Source organism: Lysobacter sp. Soil_C_59 (genome assembly GCF_057656415.1).
In genome coordinates this window covers 67,804-83,156 of sequence record NZ_JBDGKK010000001.1, presented here as the reverse complement: position 1 = coordinate 83,156, position 15,353 = coordinate 67,804, and the positions used below count along the sequence as shown (strand labels likewise).

General features: G+C 67.7%; 15 protein-coding genes. All 15 read left to right on the top strand.

Going from position 1 to position 15,353, the window contains the following annotated elements; all coding sequences use genetic code 11:
• Positions 1 to 3 precede the first annotated feature (3 nt).
• Entirely contained in the window at positions 4 to 1,665 is a 1,662-nt protein-coding gene (locus AC3A3Q_RS00350) for a GspE/PulE family protein (RefSeq protein WP_487584378.1), read from the top strand.
• Between the two features lie 10 nt (positions 1,666 to 1,675).
• Positions 1,676 to 2,482: a hypothetical protein gene (locus tag AC3A3Q_RS00345; RefSeq protein ID WP_487584377.1), complete on the top strand. Its 807-nt coding sequence runs from the start codon at positions 1,676 to 1,678 to the stop codon at positions 2,480 to 2,482.
• A complete protein-coding gene (locus tag AC3A3Q_RS00340) occupies positions 2,479 to 3,066 on the top strand; it encodes a hypothetical protein (protein WP_487584376.1) in 588 nt (195 codons plus the stop codon). Before AC3A3Q_RS00345 ends, AC3A3Q_RS00340 begins: the two co-directional genes overlap by 4 nt.
• Entirely contained in the window at positions 3,063 to 3,581 is a 519-nt protein-coding gene (locus AC3A3Q_RS00335; RefSeq protein ID WP_487584375.1) for a hypothetical protein, read from the top strand. Before AC3A3Q_RS00340 ends, AC3A3Q_RS00335 begins: the two co-directional genes overlap by 4 nt.
• 290 nt (positions 3,582 to 3,871) lie before the next feature.
• The gene (locus tag AC3A3Q_RS00330; RefSeq protein WP_487584374.1) at positions 3,872 to 4,141 is read left to right on the top strand and encodes a hypothetical protein; all 270 of its coding nucleotides are present in this window, start codon (positions 3,872 to 3,874) and stop codon (positions 4,139 to 4,141) included.
• A 1-nt stretch (position 4,142) separates the two neighbouring features.
• Positions 4,143 to 6,065, top strand: coding sequence for a type II secretion system protein GspD (locus AC3A3Q_RS00325; protein WP_487584373.1), 1,923 nt, complete (start codon positions 4,143 to 4,145; stop codon positions 6,063 to 6,065).
• An 8-nt stretch (positions 6,066 to 6,073) separates the two neighbouring features.
• Positions 6,074 to 6,541, top strand: a complete 468-nt coding sequence (locus tag AC3A3Q_RS00320; RefSeq protein ID WP_487584372.1) for a type II secretion system protein — start codon at positions 6,074 to 6,076, stop codon at positions 6,539 to 6,541.
• 7 nt (positions 6,542 to 6,548) lie between these two features.
• Complete coding sequence (locus AC3A3Q_RS00315) at positions 6,549 to 6,917, top strand: type II secretion system protein (protein WP_487584371.1); 369 nt, start codon at positions 6,549 to 6,551, stop codon at positions 6,915 to 6,917.
• The gene (locus AC3A3Q_RS00310; protein ID WP_487584370.1) at positions 6,892 to 7,407 is read left to right on the top strand and encodes a hypothetical protein; all 516 of its coding nucleotides are present in this window, start codon (positions 6,892 to 6,894) and stop codon (positions 7,405 to 7,407) included. The genes AC3A3Q_RS00315 and AC3A3Q_RS00310 overlap by 26 nt, the downstream gene beginning before the upstream one ends.
• 11 nt (positions 7,408 to 7,418) lie before the next feature.
• The gene (locus tag AC3A3Q_RS00305; RefSeq protein WP_487584369.1) at positions 7,419 to 8,249 is read left to right on the top strand and encodes a 2OG-Fe(II) oxygenase; all 831 of its coding nucleotides are present in this window, start codon (positions 7,419 to 7,421) and stop codon (positions 8,247 to 8,249) included.
• Between the two features lie 151 nt (positions 8,250 to 8,400).
• The gene (locus tag AC3A3Q_RS00300; protein WP_487584368.1) at positions 8,401 to 9,030 is read left to right on the top strand and encodes a YkvA family protein; all 630 of its coding nucleotides are present in this window, start codon (positions 8,401 to 8,403) and stop codon (positions 9,028 to 9,030) included.
• 109 nt (positions 9,031 to 9,139) lie between these two features.
• A protein-coding gene (prfB, locus tag AC3A3Q_RS00295) for a peptide chain release factor 2 (protein WP_158730866.1) occupies positions 9,140 to 10,268 on the top strand; the annotation gives its coding sequence in 2 pieces (ribosomal slippage) (positions 9,140 to 9,214 and positions 9,216 to 10,268; 1,128 coding nt in all).
• A gap of 162 nt (positions 10,269 to 10,430) precedes the next feature.
• Complete coding sequence (gene lysS / locus AC3A3Q_RS00290) at positions 10,431 to 11,981, top strand: lysine--tRNA ligase (protein ID WP_487584367.1); 1,551 nt, start codon at positions 10,431 to 10,433, stop codon at positions 11,979 to 11,981.
• A 112-nt stretch (positions 11,982 to 12,093) separates the two neighbouring features.
• A complete protein-coding gene (rpfG, locus tag AC3A3Q_RS00285) occupies positions 12,094 to 13,161 on the top strand; it encodes a cyclic di-GMP phosphodiesterase response regulator RpfG (protein ID WP_200605135.1) in 1,068 nt (355 codons plus the stop codon).
• Between the two features lie 2 nt (positions 13,162 to 13,163).
• A complete protein-coding gene (locus AC3A3Q_RS00280) occupies positions 13,164 to 15,341 on the top strand; it encodes an ATP-binding protein (protein WP_487584366.1) in 2,178 nt (725 codons plus the stop codon).
• The last annotated feature ends 12 nt before the right edge of the window (positions 15,342 to 15,353 follow it).

Here is a 15,353-nt window from a genome sequence, read left to right as displayed (position 1 = left end):
GCGATGGCGAACGTGCCCGCCGAAAGACTTGATCGCGACGCAGGGCCGGCCCCGGGGGGCGACGACTCGCTGCAGGTGCGCATGTGGAACGAGGCCGGGCAGGATCCGGATCAGTACCTGCAGCGGGTCGGCCGCCTCACCGGATTGCGTGGGCTCGACGCCAGCGAGCTGGAAGCGCTGACGCCATGCTTCGACCTGCTGCCATTCGCCGAGGCGATGCCGCGCAACTGCCTGCTGGCGCGCGACGCGGACGGCCTGGCGTTGCTGGTCCTGGCCGACCCGTTCGATCCCCGCCAGCGCTCGTGGGCGATGCAGCGCGTGCGCTCGGCGTTCCGCTTCACCTTCTGCGTGCCAGGCGTACTGCTGGCTTACCTGGCCACGCACGAGGTCGAGCACCAGGCGATGGGCCAGGTCGACATGGGCCATGCGCAGGCCGCAGGCAGCGACGGCGTCAAGATCACCCTCGCCACTTTGGCCGCCGACGTCCATCCGGTGATCCGCCTCGTGAACTCGTCGCTTTACGACGCACTCAAGGCGCGGGCCTCCGACATCCACGTCGAGAGCACGGCATCGGGGCTGGTGGTGAAGTACCGCATCGACGGCGTGCTCGCGGCTGCCGGCTCCGCCGCGGGAACCGATGTCGCCGAGCAGGTGCTCTCACGGTTGAAGGTGATGGCCGATCTCGACATCGGCGAGCGCAGGATTCCGCAGGATGGGCGATTCCGCGCCATCATCAACCAGCGCGAGATCGACTTCCGCGTCTCGATCATGCCCTCCATCCACGGCGAGGACGCGGTCCTGCGCGTGCTCGACAAGCAGCGCGGTCAGCGAGACGCGGCGCCGTTGCGGCTGGACGCGATCGGGCACGAGGCCGATATCGTCAGTGCGATCCGTGCCATCGCCCATGAGCCATACGGCCTGATCCTGGTGACCGGACCCACCGGCTCGGGCAAGTCGACGACGCTCTATGCCACCTTGTCGGAGATCAACACCGGCGAGGAGAAGATCATCACGATCGAAGACCCGGTGGAGTACGAGCTGCCGGGGGTCCTGCAGATTCCGATCAACGACAAGAAGGGGCTGACGTTCGCACGTGGCCTGCGCTCGATCCTGCGTCACGACCCGGACAAGATCCTGGTAGGCGAGATCCGCGACGGCGAGACCGCCGCTATTGCCGTGCAGGCGGCGCTGACCGGCCACCTCGTGCTGACTTCGGTCCACGCCAACAGTGTGTTCGCGGTGCTCGACCGCTTCCTGCACATGGGCGTGGATATGCACAGCTTCGTCGCCTCGATGCTCGGTGCGGTGGCGCAACGATTGATGCGGCTGAATTGCCCGCATTGCCTGTGCGACTCGCCGCCGGATGAAGCCTTGCTGCATGCCTCGGCACTGACCAGGTCGCAGGTCGATGGATGGAGATTCCGCAAGGGTGCCGGCTGCGATGCCTGCCGAAAGACCGGCTATCTCGGCCGGCAACCGATCGCCGAGGTGCTGCGTTTCAACGATGGGATCAGGCAGTGCTTCATGGAGCGCCGGCCACTTCTGGAGTTGCGGCAGGTGGCACGTGAGAGCGGCTTCATCCCCATCCGCCAAGTGGCCCTGCGCGCGGTGGCCGACGGGCGCACGACGTTGGCGGAGGTGAACCGTGTCACGCTGGTGGAATAGGATTCGCGCGATGCCGGCGACAGTCGCCGCCCGGCTTGCAGCGATGGCGCCGGCGGTCGAGGCGGTGTGGAGCCGCCACGTGCTGTGGATAGGCGACGACTGCGTCATCCTCCGTAACGCCGCCGGACAATCGCGCATGGAGGTCGCGCTGGAGCGTGCGGCTGACGTCGCCTCGGCACTGGCGGCGATCGAGACACTGCTCGCGACGGGACTTCCCAGGTCACGCAGGCGTGGGCTGCATCGCGTCGAAGTCGTCGTCTCCGGCGCATTCGCCTGCTATTTCATCCTGCCGTGGGCGCCGATGTCGCGACCAGCCGATTGGCTGGCATCGGCGCGGACGAGATTCGTGCTCGACGGTCTCGGCGCGCCTGAGGCGTGGCGGTTCAGTGTCGAGGACAGCCCCTGGGGCTGCGCACGCATGGCGGCGGCGGTGCCTGAAGCGCTGTGCGTCGGCGTCGCACGATTGTGCAGGGTGCAGGCGTTGCAGCTGATGCGGATCGAACCGGGATTCACGCGTGCGCTGTCCCGAAACGCGGCGCGAGTCGACGACGGCTCGATTGCCATTGTTGGCATCGAGGATCGCGCCGGCCGGCGTTCGGTCGCCCACCTGTGCTTCCGCCACGAGAAACGATGGGCGGGCTACGTCACGCTGCCGGCGGTTCCGCCGATCGCGCACGTGCTTCGTGACGCGGCATTCCTGTGTCGTGCCGCACCGCTGCAGCGTACCTACCTGATTGCGCCGGCACACATGCAGGTGGTGCTGGGCGGCCTGCCCGACGCACGCTGGTTGCCCTCGCCGCCGGGGGATGGGTCATGAGGGCTCCTCGGTTCGACCTGCATCTGGCCAACCGGCCGCCGCAAACCGTGTCGATGGCCAGTCTCCTGCTGTCAGTGACGGCGCTGGTGGCCGCGATCCAATACCTGGACGCGCTGCGCGATCGCGGTGCTGCGCTGGATGCGCAGGAGACGGCGATCAGCCACAGCGAGCACACCCGTCGCTCCATCGGCAATGCCCATCGCAGCGCCGCCGACCCGCAGGCGCGCGAGTTGATGGCCAGGCAGCGTTACGCGATGGAGCCGGCACGCGATCTGATGGAACGAGGCTGGCGTCCGGGCATCGCCTTCCTGCTGCTGGACCTGGCCACGGATACGCGCCAGATCGACATGGTGTTCGAATCGCGGTCGGCGCAGGAGGCGCTGGCCTACGTCGACTGGCTGGAGCGACAGGCCGGCGCCGAGCGTGTGCTGGTGAAACGGCAGACCGCGAAGCCCGGATCAACGGGCAGTCCGGTGGAGACCCGCGTGCAGGTGATCTGGCGACCGCTGGCTGGAGCGCAAACGCAAAGCGCGTCGCCGGTGGCTTCGACGCGACCGGCTTCGCCGCCATCGGGGCAGCGATGAAACGGTTCGAATGGGAGCTGCGACGTGGTCTGTGGCGGCTGGGCAACCTGGGCCGCCTGGCGGTCGCGGTCTTTGTCATTGCCGCAGTTGTGGTCTGCGTGGAAGTCTGGCCGTTGCAGCGCGATCTTGCGCAACGACGTGAGCAGCTGGACGCGCGCCTTGCAGCCATGGTCCACGCGCCGCCGCCGACTCCGGAAGAAGCGCTGGACAAGGCAAGCGCCGATCAGCGCTTCTCGGCGTTCCTGCACAGCTTCCATGCCATCGCCGCCCACCATGGCCTGACCATCCCCAGTGCCGTCTACCAGGCCGAGCCTGGCGATGGCAGCCGCTTGCGCCGCTATCTGGTGGAGGCCTCGTTCAACAGTGACTATCGCCAGTTCCGGGGCTTCACTGCCGACTTGCGGCAACTGCCCGGCGTTCGCATCGAGCTCCTGACATTGTCGCGGCAGGACATCGGTCAGACGCAGCTGGCGATCCGGATCCAGTGCTCGCTGCTGGTGGAGGTGGCGTCGTGAGGCGCGCTCGCAAGTGGCGAACGGCAGTTGAGCGCGCCGCCCCCTGGCTTGGGCTCGCGACAGTGGTCCTGTGCACGTTGGGTATCGTCAGTCTTTGGGAAGGCGACGAAGTGGCGCGGCCCACCGCATCGCCACCCACCGCGGCGAAAGCGCGGCCTCCTGTTCCCGCTCGACGCGCCCCCGCACGACCGCGCGGCGCCGCAGCGCCGCCGCCGCCGCACGAACCGACGACATTCGTCGACCTGTTCCCGCGCCAGGACTGGGCACCACCGCCACCACCGCCAGCGCCCGTGTCGAACGTGCCACCGCCGCCTGCGCAGCCGCCGCCGTTGCCGTTTTCGATCGGCGCACTGTGGCAGGACGGCAGCGGCGCGTTCTACGCCGTTCTCAACGCGCAGGGCCGTGACTTCCCGCTCTGCGTCGCCTGCCGGCAGGCCGGCTTCTACCGGCAGGGCGATGTCCTGATGGGGGCCTACCGGATCGAGAAGCTGACCAGTCGCGAAGTGCAGTTCGTCTACCTGCCGATGAAGCGTAGGCAGCACATGTCACTGGGAGGCTGACATGGGCGCGATCGGGGCACTCGTCGCCGTCGCTTCACTTGCATTGCTCATCGGCTGCGCCAGCGACATGCGCCATCAGCAGATGGATTCGATGCTCGACAAGCAGACCCCGGAAACCTCCCTGCAATGGCTGTCGAGCCAGGCGGCGGCGCATCCCGACGACCTGGCATTGCGCAGCAGGCATCTGCAGGTCCGGCGGGAAGTGGTCAATGACCATCTGCGCAAGGCGGTGGCCGCGTACGAAGCGGGCGACGCGGTGCAGGCAAAGGCCTGGGTCGGCAAGGCCATGGCGATCGCGCCAGAGGAGGAAACGCCGCGCGCGATGATGGACTGGATCGACCGCCAGGCGCAGATCGATTCGAAGCTGAAGTATGCCGAGTCGGTCAGCGCGCAGCGGCCGAAGGAAGCGCTGGCGATCGTCACCGAGGTACTGGCCAGGCAACCGGGCAACCTGCGGGCCGGGCGCCTGCGTGACGCCATCCAATCGCCCGGCGGCGCAGAAGCCGGACCGACGCTGTCGCGGGATCTCGACCAGCCGATCACGGTGCAGTTCCGCGACCAGCCGCTGATCAGCATCCTGGAGCTGATGTCCAACATCACCGGGCTGAACTTCACCTTCGATCGCGAAGTGGCGACGACGACGCCAACGACCATCTATGCCACCAACACGCCGGTCAAGCAGGTGCTGTCGCTGGTGCTGGAGGCCAACCAGCTGGCCAGCAAGGTCGTCAGCGGCAACTCCCTGCTGATCTACCCGCGCCGGCCGGACAAGGAGATGGAGTACCGCGACCTGGCGGTACGGACGTTCTATCTCCAGAACGCGCAGGCGCCGCAGGTGCTGGCCGCCCTCAAGCAGATGGTGAAGACCCGCGATGTCGTACTGGACGAGCGCACCAACGCGATCATCATGCGCGACTCGCGCGAAGCCATCGGCGTGGCCGAGCGACTGGTCGCGGCAATGGACGTGACCCCGGCTGAAGTGGTGCTGGAGGCCGAGGTGCTGGAAGTATCGGCGACCGACCTGTTGCAGTTCGGGCTGCTGTATCCGGACCGCATCGAGTTCACCGCCAGTCCCGCATCCGCCACCGACAGCCAGGGGCGGAACACGCCGGGGCTGCTGACCCTGGAGGAGCTCAAGAGCATCAACAGCGGCGACATCCTGGTGCGCCTGGGAGCCCCGTCGCTGGCACTGGACATGCTCCAGCGCGAGGGCAGGACCAACACGCTGGCCAATCCGCGCATCCGCGTGCGCAATCGCGAGAAGGCCAAGGTGTTGATCGGCGATCGCCTGCCGGTGGTGACGACGACGCTGTCGGACAACTTCAGCACCGAGAGCATCAACTACCAGGACGTCGGCCTGGCGCTGGAGGCCGAGCCGATCATCAGCAGCAACGACGAAGTCCAGGTCAAGTTGCGGCTCGAGGTGTCGAGCGTCACCGACACGATCAGCACCAGCACCGGACTGATCGCCTACCAGATCGGCACGCGCACGGCCGAGACGGTGATGAGCGTGCGCAACAACCAGACCCAGGCGCTGGCCGGGCTGCTGCAGCGCAGTGAGCAGGCCGGAGGCACCGGCGTGCCGGGCCTGAGCCGCATCCCCATCCTCGACCGGATCTTCGGCACGCGCGGCAGCGACAAGCGACGCACCGAGCTGATTCTGCTGCTGACTCCGCACATCGTGCGCAACCAGGGCGTACCGGCCGACAGCATCACCGATTTCTATTCCGGCACGGAGACGCGCCTGGGCACGCAGCGCGACGACGCGCCGGCAGGTGCTGCCCCCGCGCCTGCGCCGCACGGCAGTGTCGTGGTACCACCGCCTGCGTTGCCACCGGCGCCACCACGGTCAGCTCAGCCGGCACCGTCGTCACCACCGGCACCACCTCCGCAAGCGTCACCACCACAGGGCAGGCGCCGATGAGGCCGCCCATGCCGCGTGGATTCACGTTGATCGAGCTGCTGGTCACGCTCTCGATCATGGCCACCCTGGCGATGGTGGCGTTGCCGCTGACCCAGGTCGCGGCGCAGCGCTCGCGCGAGGACGGACTGCGGCGTGCGCTGTGGCAGATCCGCGATGCCATCGACGAGTACAAGGCCGCCACTGACGAGGGCAGGGTCGACAAGTCGGTCGACGACAGCGGCTACCCACCGACGCTGGACGTGCTGGTGGAGGGCGCGGTCGACAAGGGCAGCGCGGGCGGTGCGCGCATCTACTTCCTCAGGCGCATTCCGCGCGACCCGACCTGCGATTGCCCGAGTCGCGGCGACGCCAAGACCTGGGGGCTGCGCAGTTACGCCAGTCCGCCGGACGCGCCCAGCGAGGGCCTCGACGTCTACGACGTGTACTCCCTGTCGGAGGGCGCCGCGCTGGATGGCACGGCGTATCGCAAATGGTAGGCACGCGATGAAGCGACGCGGTTTCACCCTGATCGAACTCCTGGTGGTTCTGGCCATCATGGGCGCGCTGCTGACGCTGGTGGTGCCGCGCTATTTCGAGCAGGCCGAGCGGGCCAAGGAAACCGTGCTGCGCGAGAACCTGACCGTGCTCAGGGCGTCGATCGACCGCTTTCATGGCGACCGCGGCCGCTACCCGCAGACGCTGCAGGAGCTGGTCGAGCGTCGCTACCTGCGCGAGGTCCCCATGGACACGCTCACCGGCAGCCGCACCACCTGGACGCTGGAGGCGCCCACGAATGGAGAGGCAGGCATTTACGACGTGCGCAGTGGCGCCCGTGGCAAGTCGAAAGATGGCAGCGACTACAGTTCCTGGTAAGACCGGCGCGCGTGCCCCTGGCAGGCATGCTTCGCAACGCGGCTTCGGCATCCTGGCCGCGCTGCTGTGCGTGGCGCTGGTGGGGATCTACCTGATGGAAGTGGGGACGATCTGGAGCCTGCAGGTGCAACGGTCGAAGGAAGCGCAGCTGCTGCGCCACGGCGATGCGATCCGCGAAGCGATCCGCAGCTACGCGGTGGCCGACGGCGGCGGCGTCTATCCGACAAGCCTGCAGGATCTGCTGGCGGATCCGCGCGTTCCCTATCCGCGCCGTCACCTGCGCGCGCTCCATCCCGATCCGATGACCGGTGGCGACTGGGTGCTGATCAAGGGCACGCAAGGCGAGATCCATGGCGTCAACAGCGCGGCCCCCGGGATCCCGCTCAAGCAGCACGGTTTTCCGGCGCAGGACGCCAGCTTCGCGATGAAGTCCAGCTACCAGGAATGGAAGTTCACCCACTATCCGTCCGCCGGACGGATGCGACGATGAGAGTGCCGACCATGCTTTCAGATGACTGGACCTCGTGGCTGCGCGAGAACCTCGAGCGTGGCTGCGCTCCCGACGCGCTGGTGCGGACGATGCTCGCCGGGCGCATCGACGGCGCCGTGGCAAGCCAGGCAGTGGCCCGGGCGCTGGCGGAGATCGGCGCGGCGCAGACCCCGTGCGCGTCGTGCTGGCCCGATCGATTCGCGTTCCGCGTCGCCAACCGGGCCACGGTCGGCGGCCGCCGGATGGAGGCGGTCGCCCGGCTCCAACGGCCTGCCGCGGTGCTGCTGGACAATGTCCTGTCGTCGGACGAGTGCGACTACCTGATCACGCTGTCGAAGGAGCAGATGCGCCCGTCCACGGTGGTCTCGCCCGACACCGGCGAGATGGCCCGGATCGAAGAACGCAGCAGCGAGGGCGCCTGGTTCGTCCGCGGGCATGACCTGACTATTGCCGCCATCGAAACGCGGCTGGCGGAACTGATGCAGGTGCCGGTCGACCACGGCGAAGGCCTGCAGGTGCTGCACTACCGGGCCGGGGGCGAGTACCGGCCGCACTACGACTACTTCCCGCCGGAGCAGTCCGGCAGCGCCCCGCACCTGGCGCGCGGCGGGCAACGGACGGCCTCGTTGATCATGTACCTCAACGAACCCGATGCCGGCGGCGAAACGATTTTCCCGCTGGCGGGCGCCGCGTTCGTTCCGCGTCGTGGCAGCGCGCTGTACTTTGCCTACTGCGATGGCCTGGGGGGACTGGATGCCTCCAGCCTGCACGGTGGTGCACCTGTGGCGCGGGGCGAGAAGTGGATCGCGACCAAATGGGTGCGGCAGCAGACTTACCGGTGAGGCCCCTGTCCGCGCTGGCGGCGAAGCAGGGCGGGGCGGCCCGAGCCGGCCGGCGCCGTCGACAGGCCGCCGCCGGGGAGGGCATTGACGCGGATTCAACAAACAAGTCCCTAGGCTGACTGGATCGCCTTCACCGACCACGGAGCAAGCCATGTCGTTGACCCTCTCGATCGACTTCTCGGACGAGGACCTGGAGCGGTTCACCGGCCAGATCGAAGCCGCCAAGAAGGACGCGGAAAGCAAAAGCAACGAAGAGATCGTGGCGGCCGCCACCGTGCTGCTGGAAAAGGCACAGCAGGGCAATCCGCCCACGTTCGTGAAACAGCGACTTCCGGCCCTGGGCACGCTGATCGCGATGCTGCGCGACGAGGCCTGGGCGCTGTCGGACGAGGACTCGCTGCGCGTGCGTGCCGCCCTCAACTACCTGGCGGCGCCGATCGACATCATCCCCGACGACGTGCCGGTGTTCGGCTTCCTCGACGATGCGGTGATGATCGAGCTGTGCGCGCGCAAGTTGTCGCACGAGATCGAGGCCTATGACGACTTCTGCGACTTCCGCGAGCGCGAGGCCGAGCGGCGTGGCCTGAAGCCCGAAACCGTCGGCCGTGCGGATTGGCTGCAGGGGCGTCGGGACGAGCTCCAGGAGCGCATGCACCGCCGCCGCGGGCGCGAGTCCGGGCGTGGCTTCGGCCAGGGCTATGGCTCCAGCAGCGGCTACGGCAGCCCGGTCAGCCGCTACTCGGACGACAGCTGGCGCCCGGGTCCGTTCAAGTTCCGCTGAGCACTGGGACGTCAGGAGAGGGTGCGGGTCGGTCCTGGCGGGACCGGTCCGGCCCCGGCCTGTCCGGGGCTGCTACAATTTGCGGTTCCTTTGACCGCACCGCACGGACATGATCGAACTCAATCCCGTCCGCCAGCGAATCGCCGACCTCACCGGTCGGCTGGATTCGCTCAGGGGGTATCTTTGACTACGACAGCAAAGTCGAACGTCTCGAAGAAGTAAACCGCGAACTCGAAAGCCCCGATATCTGGAACGACTCCGAGCGTGCCCAAGGCCTGGGCCGTGAGCGCTCCTCGCTGGAAAAGGTCGTCGATGGCATCCGTAACCTCACCGACGGTCTCGTCGGCGCGGGCGAGTTGCTGGAACTGGCCGAAATGGAAGATGACGAGGGCACCGCGCTGGCGGTGGTCGACGACGTCGAGCGCTACGCCAAGGAAGTCGAGAAGCTCGAGTTCCGTCGCATGTTCTCCGGCAAGATGGACGCGGCCAACGCCTTCGTCGACATCCAGGCCGGCGCCGGTGGCACCGAGGCCCAGGACTGGGCCGAGATCCTGCTGCGCATGTACCTGCGCTGGTGCGAATCACGCGGCTGGAAGACCGAGCTGATGGAAGTCAGCGGCGGCGACGTCGCCGGCATCAAGTCGGCCACGCTGCGCGTCGAGGGCGACTTCGCCTACGGCTGGCTCAAGACCGAAACCGGCGTGCACCGCCTGGTGCGCAAGTCGCCGTTCGACTCCGACAACCGCCGCCACACCAGTTTCACCTCGGTGTTCGTGTCGCCGGAAGTCGACGACAACATCGACATCGACATCAACCCGGCCGACCTGCGCACCGACGTCTACCGCTCCTCCGGCGCCGGTGGCCAGCACGTCAACAAGACCGAATCGGCGGTGCGCATCACGCACATCCCGTCCGGCATTGTCGTGGCCTGCCAGACCGGCCGCAGCCAGCACCAGAACCGCGACAACGCGATGAAGATGCTGGCCGCAAAGCTCTATGAGCTGGAGATCCAGAAGCGCAACGCCGAGCGCGACGCGGTCGAGGCGACCAAGTCCGACATCGGCTGGGGCAGCCAGATCCGCAATTACGTGCTCGACCAGAGCCGCATCAAGGACCTGCGCACCGGCATCGAGCGCAGCGACACGCAGAAGGTCCTGGACGGCGACCTCGACGAATTCGTCGAGGCCAGCCTGAAATCGGGCCTGGAAGCAGGCTCCAAGCGCGCCGACGCCGTCTGATCCGCCGGTTCAACGCGCAAGCGGGAACCGGGCACCACTTGCCCGTCATTCCCGCGCAGGCGGGAACCCAGCGACTTTGCTTTCACCGAAAAGAACAAAGACACTGGGTTCCCGCCTGCGCGGGAATGACGGACTTCCCACCCTCAGCAAGACCAAGAATCCATGACCGACCAGCCCACGCCCCAGACGCACACCGACGGCACCGCGCCGGACGAGAACCGGCTCATCGCCGAGCGTCGCGCCAAACTCACGGCGCTGCGCGGGCAGGGCATCGCATTCCCCAATGACTTCCGCCGTGCCGACTTTGTCGGCGACCTGCAGGACGCCTACGCCGACGCCGAGCAGTGGACGGCCGAGGCGCTGGACGGCAAGCGCCACCGCGTCGCCGTGGCCGGTCGCGTGCTGCTCAAGCGCGACATGGGCAAGGCCGGTTTCGCGCAGATCCAGGACGAGTCGGGCCGCCTGCAGCTGTGGCTGAAGAAGGACCTGCTCGGCGACGCCTACGAGGTCTTCAAGGAACTCGACCTGGGCGACATCGTCTCCGCCGAGGGCGAGCTCACCCGCACCCGCACCGGCGAGCTGTCGCTCAAGGCCGAAAGCCTGCGCCTGCTGACCAAGGCGCTGCGCCCGCTGCCGGACAAGTTCCACGGCATGGCCGACGTCGAGCAGCGCTACCGCCAGCGCTATGTCGACCTGATCGTGACCCCCGAGGCACGCGACGTCTTCGTCAAGCGCTCCAAGATCATCCGCGCCATGCGCGCCTGGCTCGACGCCCGACGCTTCCTCGAGGTCGAGACGCCGATGATGCATTACATCCCCGGCGGCGCCGCGGCCAAGCCGTTCGTCACGCACCACAACGCGCTCGACCTGGAGCTCTACCTGCGCGTGGCGCCGGAGCTGTACCTCAAGCGCCTGGTCGTCGGTGGCCTGGAGCGCGTCTACGAGATCAACCGCAACTTCCGCAACGAGGGCGTGTCGACCCGTCACAACCCCGAGTTCACGATGCTCGAGCTGTACGAGGCCTATGCCACCTACACCGAGATCATGGACCTGACCGAAGGCGTGATCCGCGACGTCGCCCAGAGCGTGCTGGGCACCACGAAGCTCAACTGGGAAGGCCACGACATCGACGTCGGCCCGGCCTTCCGTCGCTGGTCGATGACCGATGCCGTGCTGGAGCACAACCCGGAAATCGCCCGCGACGACCTGCGCGACGTCGCGAAGATGCGTGCGCATTGCGCCCGCCTGGGCATCCAGGCCAAGCCGGGCAACGGCTGGGGCAAGCTGCTGCTGGACATCTTCGAGAAGACCGTCGAGCACACCCTGGTGCAGCCGACCTTCATCGTCGACCACCCGGTCGAGGTCAGCCCGCTGGCCCGCGCCAGCGACCGCGACCCGGAGCTGACCGACCGCTTCGAACTGTTCATCAACGGCAAGGAGCTGGCCAACGGCTTCTCCGAGCTCAACGACCCCGAGGACCAGGCCGAGCGCTTCCGCGCCCAGGTCGAGGCCAAGGAGGGCGGCGACGACGAGGCGATGCACTTCGATGCCGACTACATCCGCGCGCTCGAGGTCGGCCTGCCGCCCACCGGCGGCCTGGGCATCGGCATCGACCGCCTGGTGATGCTGATGACCGGCTCGACCTCGATCCGCGACGTGCTGCTGTTCCCGTACATGCGTCCCGAAGCTGGGCGTCCCGAGACCGGCAGCTGAGCCTGAACCGCCAACGTCGGCTTACTGGTCCGGTGCGCCAGACCCTGCGGACAATCGCGCCGCGGGGTATCCTCGGTACCGAGGCCACCACAGGGGGTGGCGGCTCTAATGGATGTCTGGTGTGAACGTCGTCATCGTTGATGATCAAACCTCCGCGCGCACCATGCTGCGCCACATCATTGAGGACATATCCTCCGAACTGAGGGTTTCCGACTTCGGGGACCCTGAAGCCGCCCTTGGCTGGTGCGAAATCAACCAGCCCGACCTGTTGCTGCTGGACTACCGCATGCCGGCCCTGGACGGGCTCGAGTTCGCCAGGCGCTTCCGCCGCCTGCCGATGCACCGCGACATCCCGATCATCCTGGTGACCGTGGTCGGCGACGAGCCGGTGCGCCAGGCCGCGCTGGAAGCGGGCGTCATCGATTTCCTCGTCAAGCCCGTGCGACCGCGCGAACTGCGCGCGCGTTGCCGCAACCTGTTGCAGCTGCGCCAACAGTCGGAGAACGTCAAGCAGCGTGCGCTGTCGCTGGAGCAGCGCCTGCTGTCGAGCATGCACGAGGTCGAGGAACGCGAGCGCGAGACGCTGTCGCGACTGGCGCGCGCGATCGAGTACCGCGATGCCGGCACGAGCGCCTACCTGGAACGCATGGCCCATGTCGCCGGCCTGATCGCCGAACAGCTGGGCATGTTCGAGGACGAGGTTCGCGTCATCGAAATGGCCGCGCCGCTGCACGATATCGGCAAGATCGCGATCCCCGATGCCGTGCTGATGAAATCCGGACCGCTGACGGAAGACGAAACCGCCGTGATGCGCCGCCACCCGCGCATCGGCTACGAACTGCTCAGCGGAAGCCAGAACCGTTTCATCCAGGCCGGCGCGCTGATCGCCCTGCGTCATCACGAACGTTACGACGGCAGCGGCTATCCTGACGGCCTGGTGGGCGAGGAAATTCCGTTGGAAGCCAGGATAGTGGCGGTCGCGGATGTCTTCGATGCGCTGATTTCGCCGCGGCCCTACAAGAAGGCCTGGGACGCGGATGCGGCGCTTGGCTACCTGTACGCGCAGCGTGGACGCTTGTTTGATCCGCGCTGCGTCGACGCCCTGATCCGCTCCCGCGAGCGGCTCGAGGATATCTGCAACCGATTCTCTACGGTTTCCGCACGCCCCGGCATGGAGTAGCCATGGTTTCGGTCCTGAACAAGCTGAAGACGCGCCTGGCCACCCGGCCCGACAGCGAACACGCCCAGGACCTGGTCCGCATCGTCATCACGGCGCTGTTCTCAACGTATCTGGGCTGGCGTTTCCTGCACCTGGACGGTGCCGACAACACGCTGCCGCTGACGTGGATGATCCTGCTCGGCGAGCTGCTGGTGGCGCTGGGCCTGTTGGCTGCGATCCTGCTGGAACCGGGTGTGTCGCACGTGCGGCGCTGGATCGGCATGCTCACCGACTACTCGGCGATGGGCGCGATCATGTGCATCCAGGGCGAGCCCGCCGCGCCGCTGTATGCCGTGTACCTGTGGGTGACGATCGGCAACGGCATGCGCTATGGCAGCCGTTACCTGCGCATCGCCACGGCGCTGGCCAGCGCCTCGTTCCTGGCGGTGATCCTGCTGTCGCCGTACTGGCGCAACAATCCGTACCTGGCCTGGGGCCTGCTGCTCGGCCTGGGCGCGGTGCCGCTGTACTTCGATTCGCTGCTCAACGCACTGACCCGTGCGGTCGACGACGCGCGCAAGGCCAACGAGGCCAAGAGCCGCTTCCTGGCCAACATGAGCCACGAGTTCCGCACGCCGCTCAATGGCCTGGCCGGCATGTCCGAGCTGCTGGCGACCACGCGCCTGGATGCCGAGCAGCGCGAGTGCCTGAGCACCATCCAGGCGTCAACGCGCAGCCTGCTGGCTCTGGTCGAGGACGTGCTCGACATTTCCGCGATCGAGGCCGGCAAGGTCAAGCTGGACCTGGTCGAGTTCATTCCGCAGGAACTGGTCGACAGCATCGGCCTGATCCTGCAGCCGCAGGCTCGCGCCAAGGAACTGCGCTACGAGGCGGTGATCGCCGCCGACGTGCCCGGCAGCCTGTGCGGCGATGTCGTCCATCTGCGCCAGGTGCTGATCAACCTGGCCGGCAATGCGATCAAGTTCACCGACAAGGGCTCGGTCCGCCTCGACGTGACCGTCGTCGACCAGGGCTCGGCAAAGGTGCGCCTGCGCTTTGCCGTCACCGACACCGGCATCGGCGTGCCGCTGGCGATGCGCCAGCGCCTGTTCGAGGCCTTCGAGCAGGCCGATGTCAGCCTCGCCCGACGCTATGGCGGCACCGGACTGGGCACCACGATTGCCAAGGGCCTGACCGAGGCGATGGGCGGCAGCATCGGCTTCGAGAGCGTCGAGCAGCGCGGCAGCCGCTTCTGGGTGGAGCTGCCGTTCGAGCGTGTCGTCGACGAAGCGACCACGGCCGGTGCGGTCGCGCTGGATGGCGACGCGGTGGCCGACGCCGAGGGTGGCAACTCACCCAACGTCATTGCCTTCTCCGATCCGTTCCTGCGCCACCGCGCCCGCGTGCGCAGCCTCGGCATCCTGGTCGCCGACGATCACGTCGCCAACCGGATGGTGCTGCAGCGTCTGCTGCAGAAAGCCGGCCATCGCGTCACCTGCGTCGATGGCGGCGGCGATGCGCTCGATGCGCTTTCCGGCTCCGATTACGATGCGGTCATCGCCGATCTGCACATGCCCGACGTCAGCGGCCTGGACCTGCTGCGCCAGTTGCGGGTCATGGAAGCCGGCGGCGGGCGCCGCACGCCGGTGCTGATCCTCAGCGCCGACGTCACGCCCGAGTCGATCCGCGCCTGCGAGCAGGCCGGCGCGCGCGCGTTCCTGGCCAAGCCGGTGTCGACGGTGCGGCTGCTCGACACGCTTGCCGAAATCGCGGCCAACATCCGGATCGGCGCGCCGCTGGTTGCGCTGCGCAGCGAGCTGCCCACGGGCGACGGCACCTTCGACAGCTCGGTGCTGGACGAACTGGGTGCACTCGGCATGGGCGCGGGCTTCGAGCGCGAGTTCATCGCCCAATGCCTGCGCGACGCCGATGGCTGCATGGTCGAGTTGCGCCAGGCCGGCGAGCAGGCCGACTGGGACCATGCCCGCGAGCAGGCACACGCCCTCAAGGGCGTGGCCAGCAACCTGGGCCTGAACAAGCTGGCCGCGGTCTCCGGCGAGATCATGCGGCTGCCCGACTGGCAGCTGGCGCGCGAATGGCAGGCCCGGCTCAACGGCTTGGGCGAACGCATGGCGCAGGGCAGGGCGGCGCTGGACGCGCGCGAACGGCAGCGGGCCTCCCGCGGAGAAGGCGAGCGCTAAACGGTCAGGCGG